Genomic DNA, 18,998 nt, shown 5'->3' on the forward strand with positions numbered 1-18,998 from the left:
GGTTTCGGCCTTATCGCAAGCACAAGAAATCAAGTGCTCACTAGAAGTGAAGTACCTTAGACGTCAAGTTTAAGAACATACCTCACTTCCTTTGAGTAGCGACGTATGACCTGGTTTGGATTTATYCAGACCAAGAATACGAAACAAATACAGAGATTAAACTGAAGAGTTTGATCCTGGCTCAGATTGAACGCTAGCGGGATGCCTTACACATGCAAGTCGAACGGCAGCACGGACTTCGGTCTGGTGGCGAGTGGCGAACGGGTGAGTAATGTATCGGAACGTGCCTAGTAGCGGGGGATAACTACGCGAAAGCGTAGCTAATACCGCATACGCCCTACGGGGGAAAGCAGGGGATCGYAAGACCTTGCACTATTAGAGCGGCCGATATCGGATTAGCTAGTTGGTGGGGTAACGGCTCACCAAGGCGACGATCCGTAGCTGGTTTGAGAGGACGACCAGCCACACTGGGACTGAGACACGGCCCAGACTCCTACGGGAGGCAGCAGTGGGGAATTTTGGACAATGGGGGAAACCCTGATCCAGCCATCCCGCGTGTGCGATGAAGGCCTTCGGGTTGTAAAGCACTTTTGGCAGGAAAGAAACGTTCCGGGTTAATACCCCGGGAAACTGACGGTACCTGCAGAATAAGCACCGGCTAACTACGTGCCAGCAGCCGCGGTAATACGTAGGGTGCAAGCGTTAATCGGAATTACTGGGCGTAAAGCGTGCGCAGGCGGTTCGGAAAGAAAGATGTGAAATCCCAGAGCTTAACTTTGGAACTGCATTTTTAACTACCGAGCTAGAGTGTGTCAGAGGGAGGTGGAATTCCGCGTGTAGCAGTGAAATGCGTAGATATGCGGAGGAACACCGATGGCGAAGGCAGCCTCCTGGGATAACACTGACGCTCATGCACGAAAGCGTGGGGAGCAAACAGGATTAGATACCCTGGTAGTCCACGCCCTAAACGATGTCAACTAGCTGTTGGGGCCTTCGGGCCTTGGTAGCGCAGCTAACGCGTGAAGTTGACCGCCTGGGGAGTACGGTCGCAAGATTAAAACTCAAAGGAATTGACGGGGACCCGCACAAGCGGTGGATGATGTGGATTAATTCGATGCAACGCGAAAAACCTTACCTACCCTTGACATGTCTGGAATGCCGAAGAGATTTGGYAGTGCTCGCAAGAGAACCGGAACACAGGTGCTGCATGGCTGTCGTCAGCTCGTGTCGTGAGATGTTGGGTTAAGTCCCGCAACGAGCGCAACCCTTGTCATTAGTTGCTACGAAAGGGCACTCTAATGAGACTGCCGGTGACAAACCGGAGGAAGGTGGGGATGACGTCAAGTCCTCATGGCCCTTATGGGTAGGGCTTCACACGTCATACAATGGTCGGGACAGAGGGTCGCCAACCCGCGAGGGGGAGCCAATCCCAGAAACCCGATCGTAGTCCGGATCGCAGTCTGCAACTCGACTGCGTGAAGTCGGAATCGCTAGTAATCGCGGATCAGCATGTCGCGGTGAATACGTTCCCGGGTCTTGTACACACCGCCCGTCACACCATGGGAGTGGGTTTTACCAGAAGTAGTTAGCCTAACCGYAAGGAGGGCGATTACCACGGTAGGATTCATGACTGGGGTGAAGTCGTAACAAGGTAGCCGTATCGGAAGGTGCGGCTGGATCACCTCCTTTCAGAGCTTAYGTGCTCGTGTTAAGCGTCCACTCTTATCGGTTGTTTGATATAGCTGGGATCAGTTGTAGGCTTGGGTCGAGGGAATCTTCCCTAGGTCTTCAGCTTCCTGACTACTGATCCGAGAAGGTTTTGGGTCTGTAGCTCAGTCGGTTAGAGCACCGTCTTGATAAGGCGGGGGTCGTTGGTTCGAATCCAACCAGACCCACCAGGTATTTCGCGGCAAGCGAAATATGGGGGTGTAGCTCAGCTGGGAGAGCGCCTGCTTTGCAAGCAGGATGTCATCGGTTCGATCCCGTTCACCTCCACCATTGATTCTCATTGATCGCCGGTGGCGATGTAGAGGCCAACTCATAGTGTCGTCAGTCACGACGTTATGAGTTGGGTTTTACCCAACAGCTAYATTTGTTCTTTAACAATCTGGAAGAAGCACAACGAAAATGTGTTCATCAAGTAATCAGCGTTGCTGATGAAGATGGGCACGGGTTGTGATTGCATTATTTTTTGTTCCAAGTTCTCAAGACTGGGGTGATAAGCCTCAGACTGCTTTGAAACTTATGAACGGCACAAACGCTAATACTCAGGTCCTATAGCCTACAGCGTTATAGGATCAAGCGACTAAGTGCATATGGTGGATGCCTTGGCGATCACAGGCGATGAAGGACGTAGTAGCCTGCGAAAAGCTGCGGGGAGCTGGCAAACAAGCTTTGATCCGCAGATATCCGAATGGGGAAACCCACTGCAGCAATGCAGTATCCCTAGCTGAATACATAGGCTAGTGGAAGCGAACCGGGTGAACTGAAACATCTCAGTAGCTCGAGGAAAAGAAATCAACCGAGATTCCGAAAGTAGTGGCGAGCGAAATCGGATGAGCCTTTACGTTTTAGCRCGCAGGATAGTCGAACGGAATGGAAAGTCCGGCCGTAGCAGGTGATAGCCCTGTAGACGAAATTCTGTGTGTGGAACTAAGCGTAAGACAAGTAGGGCGGGACACGTGAAATCCTGTTTGAAGATGGGGGGACCATCCTCCAAGGCTAAATACTCGTGATCGACCGATAGTGAACCAGTACCGTGAGGGAAAGGCGAAAAGAACCCCGGAAGGGGAGTGAAATAGATCCTGAAACCGTATGCATACAAACAGTAGGAGCCTCCTTGTGGGGTGACTGCGTACCTTTTGTATAATGGGTCAGCGACTTACATTCAGTGGCAAGGTTAACCGAATAGGGAAGCCGTAGCGAAAGCGAGTCCGAATAGGGCGATTTAGTCGCTGGGTGTAGACCCGAAACCAGATGATCTATCCATGGCCAGGTTGAAGGCACGGTAACACGTGCTGGAGGACCGAACCCACTAATGTTGAAAAATTAGGGGATGAGCTGTGGATAGGGGTGAAAGGCTAAACAAATCTGGAAATAGCTGGTTCTCTCCGAAAACTATTTAGGTAGTGCCTCAAGTATTACTGCGGGGGGTAGAGCACTGTTATAGCTAGGGGGTCATGGCGACTTACCAAACTATGGCAAACTCCGAATACCCGCAAGTACAGCTTGGGAGACAGAGCACCGGGTGCTAACGTCCGGACTCAAGAGGGAAACAACCCAGACCGCCAGCTAAGGTCCCGAATTATCGCTAAGTGGGAAACGAAGTGGGAAGGCATAGACAGTCAGGAGGTTGGCTTAGAAGCAGCCATCCTTTAAAGAAAGCGTAATAGCTCACTGATCGAGTCGTCCTGCGCGGAAGATGTAACGGGGCTAAGCGATAAACCGAAGCTGCGGGTGTGCACTTTTAGTGCACGCGGTAGGAGAGCGTTCTGTAAGCCTGCGAAGGTGGCTTGTAAAGGCTGCTGGAGGTATCAGAAGTGCGAATGCTGACATGAGTAGCGATAAAGGGGGTGAAAAGCCCCCTCGCCGTAAGTCCAAGGTTTCCTGCGCAACGTTCATCGGCGCAGGGTGAGTCGGCCCCTAAGGCGAGGCAGAGATGCGTAGCTGATGGGAAGCTGGTTAATATTCCAGCACCGTCGTACAGTGCGATGGGGGGACGGATCGCGGAAAATCATCAGGGTGTTGGATGTCCCTGTTGCTGCATCGAAGATGGCGCTTAGGCAAATCCGGGCGCGTAAATCAAGGGTGTGGCACGAGCGAGCATTGCTTGCGAAGTGATCGGAAGTGGTTCCAAGAAAAGCCTCTAAGCTTCAGCTGTACGAGACCGTACCGCAAACCGACACAGGTGGACGGGATGAATATTCCAAGGCGCTTGAGAGAACTCAGGAGAAGGAACTCGGCAAATTGATACCGTAACTTCGGGAGAAGGTATACCCCGGTAGTGTGAAGCGCCTGCGCGCTTAGCATGATGGGGTCGCAGAGAATCGGTGGCTGCGACTGTTTATTAAAAACACAGCACTCTGCAAAGACGAAAGTCGACGTATAGGGTGTGACGCCTGCCCGGTGCCGGAAGGTTAAGTGATGGGGTGCAAGCTCTTGATCGAAGCCCCGGTAAACGGCGGCCGTAACTATAACGGTCCTAAGGTAGCGAAATTCCTTGTCGGGTAAGTTCCGACCTGCACGAATGGCGTAACGATGGCCACACTGTCTCCTCCTGAGACTCAGCGAAGTTGAAGTGTTTGTGATGATGCAATCTACCCGCGGCTAGACGGAAAGACCCCATGAACCTTTACTGTAGCTTTGCATTGGACTGTGAACCGGCCTGTGTAGGATAGGTGGGAGGCTTTGAAGCGTGGTCGCTAGATCACGTGGAGCCATCCTTGAAATACCACCCTGGTTTGTTTGCGGTTCTAACCTTGGTCCGTTATCCGGATCGGGGACAGTGCATGGTGGGCAGTTTGACTGGGGCGGTCTCCTCCCAAAGTGTAACGGAGGAGTTCGAAGGTACGCTAGGTACGGTCGGAAATCGTGCTGATAGTGCAATGGCATAAGCGTGCTTGACTGTGAGACTGACAAGTCGAACAGGTGCGAAAGCAGGACATAGTGATCCGGTGGTTCTGAATGGAAGGGCCATCGCTCAACGGATAAAAGGTACTCTGGGGATAACAGGCTGATACCGCCCAAGAGTTCATATCGACGGCGGTGTTTGGCACCTCGATGTCGGCTCATCTCATCCTGGGGCTGTAGCCGGTCCCAAGGGTATGGCTGTTCGCCATTTAAAGAGGTACGTGAGCTGGGTTTAAAACGTCGTGAGACAGTTTGGTCCCTATCTGCCGTGGGCGTTGGATACTTGACGGAGCCTGCTCCTAGTACGAGAGGACCGGAGTGGACGTACCTCTGGTGTACCGGTTGTCATGCCAATGGCATTGCCGGGTAGCTAAGTACGGAAGAGATAACCGCTGAAGGCATCTAAGCGGGAAACTCGTCTGAAGATTAGGTATCCCGGGGACTTGATCCCCCTGAAGGGTCGTTCGAGACCAGGACGTTGATAGGTCGGGTGTGGAAGCGCAGTAATGCGTTAAGCTAACCGATACTAATTGCCCGTGAGGCTTGATCCTATAACACTGATGGTTATGACCTGGTGGTATAGCGTTCCAAGTGTCGTTCAATACAAAATACYSGCTGCACCGTCAGCAGCCAGCCAACACAATTACACCCCACCGTGCGCCGATCATCGAGCCCCARGCTCTGATCGYCACGCGTTGCGCTTCTTCCAAGATTGGAGCYGTTGCCTAACCCGCARCTGCTCAACCAGTTACGCCTGACGACCATAGCAAGGTGGTCCCACTCCTTCCCATCCCGAACAGGACAGTGAAACGCCTTTGCGCCGATGATAGTGGACGGACGTCTGTGAAAGTAGGTCATCGTCAGGCTTTTATTGCTCAAAACCCCGCAGGTATCCCCTGCGGGGTTTTGTCTTTGTGGCGTCGGGATTACTGCATTGAGATTCCAATATCGGAAATGCGGTATCAGGGATGCAGCAACGGGAATGCTGCAACGGGAATGCAGGATCGGAATTTATTAAAAACCCCCTCGCGGCTGGCGCCGCGAGGGGGTTTTGCTTTTGGTGTCGTAAAGGGATTTCTGCGCCGCGCGGGTGTTGAAAGTGATTGCGGTCTGGGGCTTGCGCTAGATGGCGCCGCGAGGCGCGGCCACGTATTCCTGGCGGTCGATGCCGTGGCGCTGGAGTTTGTCGTAAAACGTTTTGCGGGGAATGCCTAGTGTGTCGAGCGTGGCTTTGATGTCGCCGCGGTGTGCGGCGAGGGCATCGCGGATCATCTGTGCCTCGTAGTTTTCCATGCGTTCGGGAAGGCTGAGCGAGCCGGCGGACGCCGGAGCCGTATCAGGTGCCGGGCCATTGAGGACGCCCAGCACGAAGCGTTCTGCGAAGTGGGCGAGTTCACGAACGTTGCCGGGCCAGTCGTGCGTCATGAGGTGCTGACGGATCGAGGCAGGCATGTCAGGGATGTCGCGATGAAAGCGGCGCGCGGCGTGGCCGAGATAGTGTGCGAAGAGCAGCGGGATGTCTTCGCGGCGCTCGCGCAGCGGGGGCAGGCGGATCGTGACGACGTTCAGGCGGTAGAAAAGGTCCTCGCGGAACTTGGCGCGGATGGCGGGGCTGCCCAGGTCTTCCTTGGTGGCGGCGACCACACGCAGGTCGAGATTGCGGACTTCGTTGCTGCCAAGCGGGGTGATCTGGCGGGATTCGAGCACGCGCAGCAGCTTGACCTGGACGGCGAGCGGCATGCTTTCGATCTCGTCGAGGAACAAGGTGCCGCCGCTGGCGTGTTCGATGCGGCCGATGCGTTTCTTTTGTGCGCCGGTGAAAGCGCCGGGCTCGTGGCCGAAGAGTTCGCTTTCGATGACGCTTTCTGGCAAGGCGCCGCAGTTGATGGCGACGAGCGCCCGGTGCCTGCGGCGGCTGAGGCGGTGCAGGGCTGTGGCGACGACTTCCTTGCCGGTGCCGGTTTCGCCTTCGACGAGCACGTCGACGTCGGCGTCCGCAATATGGCGCAAGGTCTGCTTGATGCGTTGCATGGCGGGCGTGGTGCCGATGAACGGCACCTCGTCGGCCTCGACGTTGAAGGCGGCTTCGCGGAGACGGCGGTTTTCTAGGACCAGCCGCCGCTTTTCTGCGGCGTGGCTGATGGCGGCGACCAGGCGGTCGGCGGGGTAGGGCTTGGACAGGAAGTCATACGCGCCTTCGCGCATGCACTGAACGGCTGTGGCGATGTCGCCATGGCCGGTGATCAGGATGACCGGGATATCGGGATCAATGTTGCGCAGTCGCTGGAACAGTTCAAGTCCGTCCATGTCCGGCATGCGGATGTCGGTGACCACCACCCCATCGAAGTTGCGGTCCAACGCCGGCAACGCGGCGCGGGCACTGCCGTGGGCCGCCACCGAGATGCCGTGCAGCTTCAGGGTTTGGAGCGCGGCGCGGCGCAGTTCGTCGTCGTCGTCGATGAAGACGGCGTGAGGGGCCACCGGCCGCTGCATTGGGTCGTCGGTGATGATCGTGGCGGGGAGCTGGAGATCTGGGGCGCGCGTCATGTGGAGTGCTCGGTGCGGTGGGTCTGGTCCGGCGCCTTGCGCAGGGTCAGGATGAACAAGGCGCCGCTGCCGGGCGCTTGGGGAGACGACAAGCTGGCGTCGCCTGCTCGCGCGGCGCGCAGTTCGCCGCCGAACTCGGCGACGATGTCGCGGCTGATGACAAGGCCCAGGCCCAGGCCATCTGGTTTGGTCGTGTGAAACGGGGTGAACAAGCGGGCGCGGGCCTCGTCGGAGAGTCCGGGACCGTTGTCGTGAACCTGTAGCTGAACGGATTCGCCCAGGTCTTGCAGGGCGATGACTATCCGTCCGTTTTCCGTGCCTTCGAGGGCCTCGAGGCCGTTCTGCAAAAGATTGACCAGCACCTGTTCAAGCCTGACCCGGTTCGCCTGGACGCGGCAGTTGTGGCTGCGGGGCGGGCTTTGCAGCGTGACGCCCTGGCGCCGGGCACGCGGGCCGACGAGCAGGATTGCGCCTTCGAGCGCCTCCATCAGATCCGTCGGGCCGATAGTCGCACCGGCCTTGCGCGAAAAGGCGCGTAGCTCTCCGGTGATGTGGCCGATGCGATCGGTCAATGCCGCAATGGTGCCGAGATTTTCCCGGACGGCGCCTTCGTCGTGGCGCCGCAGAAATTCGGTGGCGTTGTCTGCGTAGGCGCGTATGGCGGCGACGGGTTGGTTGACTTCGTGCGCGACGCCGGCGGCCACCTGGCCCAGCAATGCCAGTTTGCTGGCCTGCACCAGTTCGTCCTTCATGGTGTGAAGCTGAGTTTCGGCGCGTTGGCGCTCGTCCATTTCGCCGACTAGCTTGGCGTTCACGTCGCGCAATTGCGCGGTGCGCTCGTCAACCAATGCCGCGAGCTGTTGCTGAACGGCTGCTTGCTGCTCGGCCCGCTCCTGGTTGCGGTGACGGCGGTAAAGCACCACGCCGATCAGCGCCGCGAGCACGCCCTGGGTTAGCAATGCGCCGAGTTGGGCATTGGCGCTGGCCTGGTTCATGGCCGCCTGGATGGGGGACAACTGGTGCAGTGTCCAGCCGGGCGATTCGGTGACCGGCAGGGTGGTGTGCAGCAACGGCGTGCCGGCGGCGGCGCGGGGCAAGGCGTCGTCGGTGCGGACGAGCTGCCCGCTGCTGGCGGCTTGCAGGCGCGGCGACACAGGCAGCGGCTGAAACTTGGCGTCGCCAAACTGCAGGCTGGTGCGCAGCGTTTGCGCCAGCGCAGGCGGCAGCGGCGACAGGACTCTGAAGCGCCAATCTGGAATATTGCCGAGCAGCACCACGCCGTGCTCGTCGGTGACGAAGATGACGGCGTTGGCCTGACGCCAGTCGGCTTCGAGATCCCGGAAGTCGACCTTCAAGACCACTACGCCCAACATCGCGCCCTGCGCGTCGTCGACCCGACGCGACAGATACAGGCCGGCTTCGTGACTGACCGTGCCGAGCGCGAAATGTTCGGCGGCGCCGTGCGCGACCGACCCTTGAAAATAAGGGCGGAATTCGTAGCCGATTCCGACGAAAGTGGCGGGTTCGCGCCAGTTGCTGGCGGCGATGGCCAGACCTTTCTTGTCCAGAACGTAAATGGCGGAAGCGCCGACGCCGCGGCTCAGGGATTCGAGTTTCTCGTCCAGGGCCTCGATCTGCCTGGTGCTGGCACCTTGCAGTGCGGCGCGCAAGTCGACGTCCTGGGTCAGCACGAAGGGCAGTGCGCGGAATTTGTCGAGGTTGTTGCGCAATAAAGCGGCATTGATCTGACCCGTGCTGCGCGCCTGGATGGCGGCTTCGCGAAGTGCGCCGTCACGCGCCCACTGCGTTGCCGCGTGCAGCGTGAACGTGACCACGGCGACAGCCAATATCGCCAGGGCCACGCGCCACGGCCAGGGCAACCTTCGCGGTCGAGCGGGCGGGGAAAGGGGAGAGGAGGTGGAGCCGGTCATGGTGTGCGGTTTTCCGCACATTTTAGCGGGTTTCTGTGCGAAGTTTCGCCGCTTTAAGTGACCGAATATTCCGACTGAGATTTCAAAAATTATTTATTTTCAATGGCTTATGTGCGGTGATGACGCCGCTCCCCACCTGGCATGGGTATTGCATATATACCGCCAAGCCGCGCGACGCATCACCCGCGGTGAAATCGGCTGGCGGCAGGATCGCATGGCCATAAAAGAGAAAACGCCCCGACGTCGCACGCGCCACGCTGCGCGGAGCAAGGGGCCCTGGTGGGGACAATCCCAATGATCGAAGTGGATCAAAGCGCGCCCGCGCGCAAGCTCAAGTTCTATCAAATCCTGTATGTGCAGGTGATTTTCGCCATCGTGGTGGGTATCCTGCTTGGCGCGTTCAAGCCGGAGCTGGGCCAGCAGATGCAGCCGCTGGGCGATGCGTTCATCAAGCTGGTGAAGATGATCATCGCGCCGGTCATCTTCCTGACCGTGGCCACGGGCATCGCGGCAATGAGCGACCTGAAGAAGGTCGGGCGCGTGGCCGGCAAGGCCATGCTGTATTTTCTGGTGTTCTCGACGCTGGCGCTGATCGTCGGCATGGTGGTCAGCCATATCGTGCAGCCCGGCGCCGGCATGCACATCGATCCGTCGACGCTCGACCAGAAAGCCGTGTCCGGCTATGTCGCGAAGGCGCATGACTCGACCATCACCGGCTTTCTGATGAACGTGATTCCCACGACCATCTTCAGCCCGTTCGTGGGTGGCGACATCCTGCAGGTGCTGTTCGTGGCGGTGCTGTTTGGTATTTCGCTGGCCATCGTGGGCGAGCGCGGCAAGCCGATCCTGAACTTCATGACGGCGTTGGCGCAGCCCATCTTCAAGATGGTGGCGATCCTGATGAAGGCCGCACCCATCGGCGCCTTTGGCGCGATGGCGTTCACCATTGGCAAGTACGGCATCAAGTCGGTCGTGAACCTGGCGATGCTGGTGGGCACGTTCTACGCCACGTCGGTGCTGTTTGTCGTGGTCGTGCTGGGCCTGGTTGCCCGCTACAACGGCTTCTCGATCCTCAAGCTGGTCCGCTACATTCGCGAAGAACTGCTGCTGGTGCTGGGCACGAGTTCGTCGGAAGCCGCGCTGCCCACGCTGATGCAGAAGATGGAGCGCGCCGGCTGTTCGAAGTCGGTCGTCGGCCTGGTGGTGCCCACCGGCTATTCATTCAACCTGGACGGCACCAACATCTACATGACGATGGCCGCGCTGTTCATTGCGCAGGCCTGCGACATTCCGCTGTCGCTGGGCGACCAGATCCTGCTGCTGCTGGTGGCGATGCTCAGTTCCAAGGGTGCGGCCGGCGTGACCGGTGCGGGTTTCATCACGCTGGCGGCGACGCTGTCGGTGGTGCCGTCGGTGCCGGTCGCCGGCATGGCGCTGATCCTGGGCGTGGACCGTTTCATGTCGGAATGCCGCGCCCTGACCAACCTGGTGGGTAATGCCACCGCCACCGTGGTCGTCGCGCGTTGGGAAGGCGAGCTGGACCAGGAGCAGTTGCATGCCGCGCTGGACAGCGCCAGCACGCCCGCCGCGCCGCAGCCCCAGGTTGCCATTGGCGAGCCTGCGCGGCAAAGCTGATCGCCTGGGCGCGCTGTGCGGATTTCCGCCAGCGCGCCCGTGCCTGATCCGCGCGCGGCAGTGCGCAGGGTCAAAAAGAAATCCCCCGATGCCTCGCGGCACGGGGGATTTTTCTTGGGGATGCGGGCGGAAATCAGGGCACCCGGATGCCCGCCTCCCGCAGCAGGTTGGCCGTTTCGAAGAGAGGCAGACCCATGACGCCGGTGTAGCTGCCGGCGATGTGCGAGACGAAAGTGCCGGCCAGGCCCTGAATGCCATAGGCGCCCGCCTTGCCGAAGGGCTCGCCGCTGTCGCAGTAACGGCCAATTTCGTCCTCTTGCAAGGCGCGCATTTGGACATGGGTGATGGAGACCGCTTCGAGCAGGCGGTCGCCGCTCCAGACCGCCACGGCGGTATGGACCTCGTGCGCAGCGCCAGACAGCGCGCGCAGGATGCGGATGGCGTCGTCGCGGTCGGCGGGCTTGCCCAGCACCTCGCCCGCCAGGATGACGGTCGTATCGGCCGCGAGCAGCGGCAGTTCGGGCAGCGCTTGCGCGCGCATCCAATCGCGGCCCCGCAAGGCCTTGTCACGGGCGGTGCGCTGTACGTAGTCGGCGGCGCTTTCGCCGGGGTGTTGCGGCTCGTCCTCGCCGGGCGGGGCGGGCACGCGCAGGACTTCGTGCGCCAGGCCGATTTGCGTCAGCAACTCGCGGCGGCGCGGGCTGGCGGAGGCGAGATACAGGCGCGGGGACGAACTGGAGGAGTGGGCGGTGTCGGTCATGCGGAGCAGGCCAGGCGCCGCGGGGCGGCGGTCAGGCGCGGTGATAGGGGTGGTTGGTCATGATGGCCCAGGCGCGGTAGAGCTGTTCGGCCAGAACCACACGCACCATGGGGTGCGGCAGCGTGAGGGAAGACAGGCGCAACTGCCCGCTGGCGGATGCCTTGAGCGCGGGATCCAGCCCGTCGGGGCCGCCCACGAGAAACGCGACATCCTGCCCCCCGGCGCGCCATTGTTCCAGCTTTTGCGACAGCGCCATCGTGGTGAGGTCGCGGCCGCGTTCGTCCAGGGCCAGGCGCAGCGCATTGGCGGGCAGGGCCGCCTCGATGCGCTTGGCTTCGGCCGCCATCATCTGGGCAGGCGTTTTGCCGGTGGTGCGGGGCTCGGGCTTGATTTCGCGAAGCTCCAGCGCGCAGTCGGCCGGCAGGCGTTTGGCGTAGTCGTCCCAGGCGGTCTGCACCCAGTCCGGCATCCGCGTGCCCACCGCGACGACGATCAGCTTCACGGTGCGGTCAGTCTTCGTTGTCGTCGTAGCCGTTGCCGCTGTCGCTGGCGACAGGAGCGGGACGGGTCGATTCGGGGAGGAGCTTCACGCGCACCGGCTTGCCGCCCCAGATTTCTTCGAGGTTGTAGTACTGGCGGATGGCCGGCTGCATGATGTGCACGACGACATCGCCCAGGTCGACGACGACCCATTCGCCGGTGTCTTCGCCTTCGATGGTGATGCCGGTGAGCGACATGGCGCGGCCGCGATCGGCGACGCTGGACGCGAGGGCGCGCGTCTGGCGGTTGGAGGTGGCGCTTGCAATCACGACGCGATCGAACAGGCTGGTCAGATGCGTGGTGTTGAAGACCTTGATGTCTTGCGCCTTGACGTCTTCGAGGGCGTCGATGACGGCGCGTTGGAGTTTCTGTATATCCATAGCTGCAAATATAACCCGCGCAGTGCCAACGGCGGCTTGCCGGTGGCGCCAGGCGGGGAGGGGTTTATCGGTAGAGTTTGTGCGCCGCAATATAAGCGGCGACGGATGCATCGAGCAGTCCGTCAGTGGATTCGCCTTGCGACAGGCGCCGGCGGATCTCGGAAGCCGATACCGGCATGGGGGGAAATGGCAGCTCTTGCAGGACGCGACCCTGTTCCTGCAGCCACTGCGCCAGTTCCGGCGGCGCGCTGAGGGCTGTTCCGGGGCGGGTGGCCACGGCCAGGTCGACCAGGCTGGCGATGTCGCGCCAATTGCGCCAGGTGCAGAAGTTGGCAAGTTGATCGGCGCCCAGCAGCCACACGTAGCGCGCGTCCTGCGGCAGCGCGCGCAGCGTGTCGATGGTGTAGGTGGCGCCGCCCCGCTCGATTTCGATGGGGTTGACCGCCAGCCCCGGGTGGCCGGCGATGGCCAGATCCAGCATGGCGCGGCGCTCTTCGCCGGTGGCGTTCAGCGCGGCGCGCTGCCAGGGATTGGCGGCGGGAATGAGCTGCACCTGGGCCAGCCCGAGCGACTGCAAGGCATTCTGGGCCAGCGCGATATGCGCGACGTGGACGGGGTCGAAGCTGCCGCCCAAGAGGCCGATGCGTTTCAAACCCAGTCCCGCGGCTTCAGGTAGTCGGCCAGTTCGGCCTCGGGCGTGCCGGCCTGCGGTTGCCAGTCGTAGCGCCATTGCGCGATGGGCGGCATGGACAGCAGGATCGATTCGGTGCGGCCTCCCGACTGCAGGCCAAACAGCGTACCGCGGTCAAAGACCAGGTTGAATTCGACGTAGCGGCCCCGGCGGTAAGCCTGGAAATCGCGCTCGCGCTCGGTGTAGGCGATGCCGCGGCGCTTGTCGACGATGGGCAGGTAGCTGTCCAGGAAAGCGTCGCCGACCGACCGGGTCAGCGCAAAGGACGCATCGAACCCGGGGGCGTTCAGGTCGTCGAAGAAGACGCCGCCGATGCCGCGGGTTTCGTTGCGGTGCTTGAGGAAGAAGTATTCGTCGCACCAGCGCTTGTAGCGCGGGTAGTAATCGGGGCCGTGGGGCGCCAGCGCGTCCCGGCACACCGCGTGGAAATGGCGCGCGTCTTCTTCGAATGGATAGTACGGGGTGAGGTCGATGCCGCCGCCGAACCAGAAGACGTCGGCCTCGTCGTGGCCGGGCCGCGCCGCCGCGACGAACATGCGCACGTTCATGTGTGTGGTGGGCACGTACGGATTGCGCGGATGCAGCACCATGGACACGCCCATGGCTTCCCACGAGCGGCCCGCGAGCTCCGGGCGATGCGCGCTGGCGGACGGCGGCAGCTTGGAGCCCTTGACGTGGCTGAACAGCACGCCGGCGCGCTCGAAGAGTTGGCCCCCTTCGAGCAAGCGCGACAGCCCGCCGCCGCCTTCCGGCCGCACCCATTCGTCGGCGCGGAAGGGGCCGCCTTCGGCCGTTTCCAGCGCGCCCACGATGCGGGCTTGCAGGCCGGTGAGGTAGCCCCGGACGGCGGAGACGGGCAGAGCGGTCATGGGCGGTTCCGTTTATGCGTTGGACTTGGGCTTTTGCTGCGAGGGCTTGAGCGCGCGCCAGCCGATATCGGTGCGGTACTGGCGGCCATCGAAATGGATGCGGTCGATGGCTTCGTAGACGCGATCGCGCGCCATCTTGACGGAGTCGCCCAGCGCGGTGACGCACAGCACGCGGCCGCCGGTGGTCTTGATGTCTTCGCCGTCGAGCTGGGTGGCGGCGTGAAAGACCATGCAGTCTTCGGCGTCGGCGGGCAGGCCGCGGATGACGTCGCCGGTGCGCGGCGTGTTGGGGTAGTTGTGGGCGGCCAGCACGGCGCCCAGGGCGGTGCGGCGGTCCCAGACGATGTCGGCCTGGTCGAGCGTGCCTTCGACGGCGTGCTCGAGCGCGTCCAGCAGGTCGCTCTTGACGCGCATCATGATGGGCTGGGTTTCGGGGTCGCCCATGCGGCAGTTGAATTCCAGCGTCTTGATTTCGCGGTCGGGATCGTCGCCCGGGGCGATCATCAGGCCGGCGTACAGGAAGCCCGTGTACGGAATGCCGTCGCGCGTCATGCCTTGCACAGTCGGCAGGATGATTTCGCGCATGATGCGGTGATGCAGTTCGGGGGTGACGATGGGGGCGGGCGAGTAGGCGCCCATGCCGCCCGTGTTGGGACCGCGGTCGCCGTCCTGCAGGCGCTTGTGGTCCTGGCTGGTGGCCAGGGCGAGCACGTTGCGGCCGTCGCACATGACGATGAAGCTGGCTTCTTCGCCAACCAGGCATTCCTCGATGACGACGCGCGCGCCGGCTTCGCCCATGGAGCCGTCGCCCAGCATGGCGTCGACGGCGGCGTGCGCTTCTTCGAGGGTGGCGGCAACCACGACGCCCTTGCCGGCGGCCAGGCCGTCGGCCTTGATGACGATGGGCGCGCCTTCCTGGTCGATGTAGGCGTGGGCCTTGGCCGGGTCGGTGAAGGTTTCGTAGCGCGCGGTCGGGATGTTGTGCCGGACCATGAAGGCCTTGGCGTAATCCTTGGAGCTTTCAAGCTGCGCTGCGGCCTTGGTGGGGCCGAAGATCTTCAGGCCACGGGCGCGGAAGACGTCGACGACGCCGGCGGCCAGCGGCGCCTCGGGGCCGACGACCGTCAGGGCGATGCCCTCGCGCTGGACGAAGTCGGCCAGTTCCTCGGCATTGGTGAGCGGGATGTTCTCCATCTGCTCGGCCCGTTGCGTGCCGCCGTTGCCCGGAGCGACGTACACCTTGTGTACGCGCGGGGAGCGGGCCAGCCGCCAGGCGAGGGCATGTTCGCGGCCGCCCGAGCCAATAACCAGGAGTTTCATGTTGCGTGAGTCTGAAGAGGCGCGCAGGCGGGCGGAGCCGCCGGCGCGCCAGGAAAGGGAGATTTACTGCGCTTCGTCGAAAATGACGGTCGTATAGACTTCCTGCACGTCGTCCAGGCTTTCCAGGGCGTCGAGCAGCTTCTGCATCTTGACGGCGTCGTCGCCGGCCAGTTCGGTTTCGTTCAGGGCTTTCATGACGATGCCGTCGACTTCGGCCTTCAGGCCGGCGTCGTCGAAGGCCTTGCGCACGGCCGCGTAGTCGGACGGGGCGCAGACGACTTCGATCACGCCTTCTTCGTCGGTGGTGACGTCTTCGGCGCCGGCCTCGAGCGCGGCTTCCATGACCTTGTCTTCGGGGGTGCCGGGGGCGAACACGAATTGGCCGCAGTGCTTGAACATGAAGGCGACGGAGCCTTCCTGGCCGAGGTTGCCGCCGTTCTTGGAGAACGCGTGGCGGACTTCGGCGACGGTGCGGGTGCGGTTGTCGGTCATGCAGTCGACGATGACCGCTGCGCCGCCGATGCCGTAGCCTTCGTAGCGGACTTCTTCGTAGGCCTCGCCGTCGGCGCCGCCGGCGCCGCGCTGAATGGCGCGCTGGATGTTGTCCTTGGGCATGTTGGCGTCGGTCGCCTTGTCCCAGGCCATGCGCAAACGGGGGTTGCTGTCCGGGTCGGGGCCGCCGGCGCGCGCCGCCACGGTGATTTCACGAATGATCTTGGTCCAGAGCTTTCCGCGCTTGGCGTCTTGGCGCCCTTTGCGGTGCTGAATATTGGCCCATTTGCTGTGTCCGGCCATGGCTTCCCAGGAAAATGTGTCTGCAAAGACGGCATTTTACCGTGCCGGCGGCCCTCCCGTCCGGCAAGAGGGCCGCTTGTGTCCATATAGCCACGCGCACAAGCCGCGCGGCAGGCTCTACACTTGGGCATCCATTTGATCCCTGGTCCGGAGCCGCTCATGCCCACCCCCCTTGTCATCGCCAAGAACGCGCAGACCGAGTTGGCGCTGCTGCCGGCGCTGGCCAACCGCCACGGATGCATCACCGGCGCCACGGGCACGGGCAAGACCGTCACCCTGCAGGTGCTGGCCGAATCCTTTTCCCGGATCGGCACGCCGGTCTTCATGGCGGACGTGAAAGGCGATCTGACCGGTATTTCGCAGGCCGGCGTGCCCAGCCCCAAGCTGCAGGAACGCCTGAAGAACCTGGGCCTGGCGGAACCCGCCTGGGGCGCCAGCCCCGTCGCGCTGTGGGACGTCTTTGGCGAGCAGGGGCTGCCCGTGCGGGCGACCATCACCGACATGGGGCCGTTGCTGCTGTCGCGCATCCTGGAATTGAACGACACGCAGGAAGGCGTCCTGACCCTGGTTTTCAAGGTGGCGGACGATGAAGGGCAACTGCTGCTGGACCTGAAGGACTTGCGGGCGATGCTGCAGAACGTGGCCGACCGGGCGGGAGAGCTCAAGACCCGTTACGGCAATGTGTCCGCGGCCAGTGTAGGCGCCATCCAGCGCGGCCTGCTGGCGCTGGAATCCCAGGGCGCGGAGAAGTTCTTTGGCGAGCCGATGCTGGACGTGGCCGACCTGATGCGCGTGGACGCGCAGGGCCGGGGCATCGTCAACGTGCTGGCGGCCGACAAGCTGATGCAGGCGCCGCGCCTGTACGCCATCTTCCTCTTGTGGCTGCTGGCCGACCTCTACGAAAAGCTGCCCGAAGTGGGCGACATGGATCAGCCCAAGCTCGTGTTCTTCTTCGACGAGGCGCATCTGCTGTTCAACGACGCCCCGCAGGCGCTCCTGACGAAGATCGAGCAGGTCGTGCGCCTGGTCCGCTCCAAGGGGGTGGGCGTTTATTTCGTGACGCAGAATCCGCTGGATATCCCGGATACCGTGCTGGGGCAGTTGGGCAATCGCGTCCAGCATGCGCTGCGGGCGTTCACGCCGCGCGACCAGAAAGCCGTCAAGACCGCCGCGCAGACCATGCGCCCCAATCCGGGCCTGGATATCGAAGCCGCCATCACGGAGCTGGGCGTGGGCGAGGCGCTGGTGTCGCTGCTGGATGCCAAGGGGCGGCCCATGCCGACCGAGCGGGCGTACATCGTGCCGCCGGGCAGCCGCATCGGACCGGCCACAGACGCCGAGCGGCAGGCGCTGCGCCAAGGCAACCCCCTGGCGGCCAAGTATGAAAAGGCGGTCGACCGGGAGTCCGCCTATGAGATCCTGGCGGGCCGCGCGGCGGTTCCCGCCGAACCGGGCGCCGCTCAGAACGCGCCGGCCCGGGCGGGGCAGCCGGCCCCCAAGACTGGCGAGCCGCCTGCCGCCGACAGCGGCGGGCTGATGGACAGCCTGAAGGACGTGCTGTTCGGATCGACCGGACCGCGCGGCGGCAAGCGCGACGGTGTGGTGCAGACCATCGCCAAAAGCTCGGCCCGGTCCATCGCGCGGGAACTGACGCGCGGCATTCTGGGATCGTTGCTGGGATCGAAGGGCCGGCGCTGAGCCGCATGGACGCTGATCGTCCCATGCCGCCGTCCATTCCCGCCACCCATTTGGGGGTGGGGGTTTTGTGTTGCGCACATTTATGCCTAAGATTGCGGGCGGTGTATCAATGAAAACCAAAGGAAGACACGGTGGCTAAGAAACACAAAATTGCAGTGCTCCCAGGAGACGGAATCGGCAAGGAGGTCGTGCCGGAAGGTTTGAAGGTGCTGGATGCCGTGGCGGCGCGGTTCGGAATCGACTTCCAGTGGGACCATTTCGACTGGAGCTGCGACTACTACGCCAAGCACGGCAAGATGATGCCGGACGACTGGAAGGACCAGATCGGCCAGCACGAGGCCATTTTCTTCGGCTCGATCGGTTGGCCCGCCACGGTGCCCGACCACGAGGCGCTGTGGGGCTCGCTGTTCAAGTTCCGCCGTGAATTCGATCAGTACATCAATCTGCGTCCGGTGCGGCTGATGCCCGGCGTGCCCTCGCCGCTGGCCGATCGCAAGCCTGGCGAGATCGATTTCTTCATCGTGCGCGAGAACACGGAAGGCGAATACTCCAATAGCGGCGGCCGCCTGTTCGAGGGCACCGACCGCGAAGTGGTCATCCAGGAAAGCGTCTTCACGCGCATCGGCGCCGAGCGCGTGCTGAAGTTCGCATTCGAGCTGGCGCAAAAGCGCGGCAAGCACCTGACCGCCGCCACCAAGTCCAACGGCATTTCCATCTCGATGCCCTGGTGGGACGAGCGCGTTGCCGACATGGCCGGGAACTATCCCGATGTGCGCTGGGACAAATACCACATCGACATCCTGTGCGCGCACTTCGTGCAGCATCCGGACTGGTTCGATGTGGTGGTGGCTTCCAACCTGTTCGGCGATATCCTGTCCGACCTGGGGCCGGCTTGCACGGGCACCATCGGCATTGCGCCGTCGGCGAACCTGAATCCGGAACGGAAATTTCCGTCGCTCTTCGAGCCGGTGCATGGCTCTGCGCCGGACATTTATGGCAAGGGCATCGCCAACCCCATCGGACAGATCTGGAGCGGGGCATTGATGCTGGATTTCTTGGGGTATCCCGACGCGTCGGCCGCCGTGGTCAAGGCAATCGAAACCGTGCTGGCCGATGGCCCGCGGACGCGGGATATGAAAGGCAACGCTTCGACAGCCGAGGTCGGTGACGCAATTGCTTCGCTGGTCCGGGGCGGTTAAGTGC

At 62.0% G+C, this 18,998-nt stretch carries 12 protein-coding genes, 2 tRNA genes and 3 rRNA genes; 8 read left to right on the plus strand and 9 right to left on the minus strand.

Annotation, left to right across the window (positions count from 1 at the left end; translation table 11 throughout):
* Nucleotides 1–158: 158 nt before the first annotated feature.
* From ASD87_RS00005 to rrf, 5 genes are all read left to right on the plus strand, one after another.
* Nucleotides 159–1,689, plus strand: a 16S ribosomal RNA gene (locus tag ASD87_RS00005).
* Nucleotides 1,690–1,821: 132 nt separating this feature from the next.
* Nucleotides 1,822–1,898, plus strand: a tRNA-Ile gene (locus tag ASD87_RS00010).
* A gap of 24 nt (nucleotides 1,899–1,922) precedes the next feature.
* Nucleotides 1,923–1,998 (plus strand) — tRNA-Ala (locus ASD87_RS00015).
* A 297-nt stretch (nucleotides 1,999–2,295) separates the two neighbouring features.
* Nucleotides 2,296–5,180: ribosomal RNA gene (locus ASD87_RS00020) — 23S ribosomal RNA — on the plus strand.
* Nucleotides 5,181–5,382: 202 nt separating this feature from the next.
* Nucleotides 5,383–5,495, plus strand: a 5S ribosomal RNA gene (gene rrf, locus ASD87_RS00025).
* The 16S, 23S and 5S rRNA genes sit together here with 2 tRNA genes alongside, the layout of an rRNA operon.
* A 256-nt stretch (nucleotides 5,496–5,751) precedes the next feature.
* On the opposite strand, the gene ASD87_RS00030 is transcribed toward rrf, so the two are convergent.
* A complete protein-coding gene (locus ASD87_RS00030) occupies nucleotides 5,752–7,122 on the minus strand; it encodes a sigma-54 dependent transcriptional regulator (RefSeq protein WP_056318571.1) in 1,371 nt (456 codons plus the stop codon).
* Nucleotides 7,123–7,172: 50 nt separating this feature from the next.
* Entirely contained in the window at nucleotides 7,173–9,107 is a 1,935-nt protein-coding gene (locus ASD87_RS00035; protein WP_235512576.1) for an ATP-binding protein, read from the minus strand.
* A 294-nt stretch (nucleotides 9,108–9,401) separates the two neighbouring features.
* On the opposite strand from ASD87_RS00035, the gene ASD87_RS00040 reads away from it, so the two are divergent.
* Entirely contained in the window at nucleotides 9,402–10,742 is a 1,341-nt protein-coding gene (locus ASD87_RS00040) for a dicarboxylate/amino acid:cation symporter (RefSeq protein ID WP_056315571.1), read from the plus strand.
* Nucleotides 10,743–10,875: 133 nt separating this feature from the next.
* Here ASD87_RS00040 and ASD87_RS00045 read toward each other — a convergent pair whose 3' ends face one another.
* The 7 genes from ASD87_RS00045 to ASD87_RS00075 all read right to left on the minus strand — a co-directional run bounded on the left by ASD87_RS00045 (nucleotide 10,876) and on the right by ASD87_RS00075 (nucleotide 16,097).
* The gene (locus ASD87_RS00045; protein WP_056315574.1) at nucleotides 10,876–11,502 is read right to left on the minus strand and encodes a nucleoside triphosphate pyrophosphatase; all 627 of its coding nucleotides are present in this window, start codon (nucleotides 11,500–11,502) and stop codon (nucleotides 10,876–10,878) included.
* A gap of 31 nt (nucleotides 11,503–11,533) precedes the next feature.
* Nucleotides 11,534–12,004: a 23S rRNA (pseudouridine(1915)-N(3))-methyltransferase RlmH gene (rlmH, locus tag ASD87_RS00050; protein WP_056315576.1), complete on the minus strand. Its 471-nt coding sequence runs from the start codon at nucleotides 12,002–12,004 to the stop codon at nucleotides 11,534–11,536.
* Nucleotides 12,005–12,011: 7 nt separating this feature from the next.
* Entirely contained in the window at nucleotides 12,012–12,422 is a 411-nt protein-coding gene (rsfS, locus tag ASD87_RS00055) for a ribosome silencing factor (protein WP_056315579.1), read from the minus strand.
* A 64-nt stretch (nucleotides 12,423–12,486) separates the two neighbouring features.
* Nucleotides 12,487–13,074 (minus strand): nicotinate (nicotinamide) nucleotide adenylyltransferase, encoded by a 588-nt coding sequence (gene nadD, locus ASD87_RS00060; protein ID WP_056315582.1) that lies wholly within the window; start codon nucleotides 13,072–13,074, stop codon nucleotides 12,487–12,489.
* A complete protein-coding gene (gene hemF / locus ASD87_RS00065; RefSeq protein ID WP_056315583.1) occupies nucleotides 13,071–13,982 on the minus strand; it encodes an oxygen-dependent coproporphyrinogen oxidase in 912 nt (303 codons plus the stop codon). Before hemF ends, nadD begins: the two co-directional genes overlap by 4 nt.
* A gap of 12 nt (nucleotides 13,983–13,994) precedes the next feature.
* Nucleotides 13,995–15,302, minus strand: a complete 1,308-nt coding sequence (gene purD, locus ASD87_RS00070; RefSeq protein ID WP_056315584.1) for a phosphoribosylamine--glycine ligase — start codon at nucleotides 15,300–15,302, stop codon at nucleotides 13,995–13,997.
* A 63-nt stretch (nucleotides 15,303–15,365) separates the two neighbouring features.
* Complete coding sequence (locus tag ASD87_RS00075; RefSeq protein WP_056315585.1) at nucleotides 15,366–16,097, minus strand: YebC/PmpR family DNA-binding transcriptional regulator; 732 nt, start codon at nucleotides 16,095–16,097, stop codon at nucleotides 15,366–15,368.
* 159 nt (nucleotides 16,098–16,256) lie between these two features.
* Here ASD87_RS00075 and ASD87_RS00080 point away from each other — a divergent pair, with 159 nt between their 5' ends.
* Both ASD87_RS00080 and ASD87_RS00085 read left to right on the plus strand, forming a co-directional pair.
* Complete coding sequence (locus ASD87_RS00080; RefSeq protein ID WP_056315589.1) at nucleotides 16,257–17,795, plus strand: helicase HerA-like C-terminal domain-containing protein; 1,539 nt, start codon at nucleotides 16,257–16,259, stop codon at nucleotides 17,793–17,795.
* Nucleotides 17,796–17,926: 131 nt separating this feature from the next.
* Entirely contained in the window at nucleotides 17,927–18,994 is a 1,068-nt protein-coding gene (locus ASD87_RS00085; protein ID WP_056315592.1) for a tartrate dehydrogenase, read from the plus strand.
* Nucleotides 18,995–18,998: the final 4 nt, after the last annotated feature.

The organism is Achromobacter sp. Root170, from assembly GCF_001428165.1.
Lineage (GTDB): Bacteria > Pseudomonadota > Gammaproteobacteria > Burkholderiales > Burkholderiaceae_B > Achromobacter > Achromobacter mucicolens.

Excerpts from the sequence above, each read along its gene's own strand:
- rsfS (WP_056315579.1), bottom strand. The coding sequence starts at position 12,422 with ATGGATATACAGAAACTCCAACGCGCCGTCATCGACGCCCTCGAAGAC.
- ASD87_RS00045 (WP_056315574.1), bottom strand. The coding sequence starts at position 11,502 with ATGACCGACACCGCCCACTCCTCCAGTTCGTCCCCGCGCCTGTATCTC.
- ASD87_RS00080 (WP_056315589.1), top strand. The coding sequence starts at position 16,257 with ATGCCCACCCCCCTTGTCATCGCCAAGAACGCGCAGACCGAGTTGGCG.
- ASD87_RS00030 (WP_056318571.1), bottom strand. The coding sequence starts at position 7,122 with ATGCAGCGGCCGGTGGCCCCTCACGCCGTCTTCATCGACGACGACGAC.
- ASD87_RS00035 (WP_235512576.1), bottom strand. The coding sequence starts at position 9,107 with ATGACCGGCTCCACCTCCTCTCCCCTTTCCCCGCCCGCTCGACCGCGA.
- ASD87_RS00040 (WP_056315571.1), top strand. The coding sequence starts at position 9,402 with ATGATCGAAGTGGATCAAAGCGCGCCCGCGCGCAAGCTCAAGTTCTAT.
- hemF (WP_056315583.1), bottom strand. The coding sequence starts at position 13,982 with ATGACCGCTCTGCCCGTCTCCGCCGTCCGGGGCTACCTCACCGGCCTG.
- ASD87_RS00075 (WP_056315585.1), bottom strand. The coding sequence starts at position 16,097 with ATGGCCGGACACAGCAAATGGGCCAATATTCAGCACCGCAAAGGGCGC.
- purD (WP_056315584.1), bottom strand. The coding sequence starts at position 15,302 with ATGAAACTCCTGGTTATTGGCTCGGGCGGCCGCGAACATGCCCTCGCC.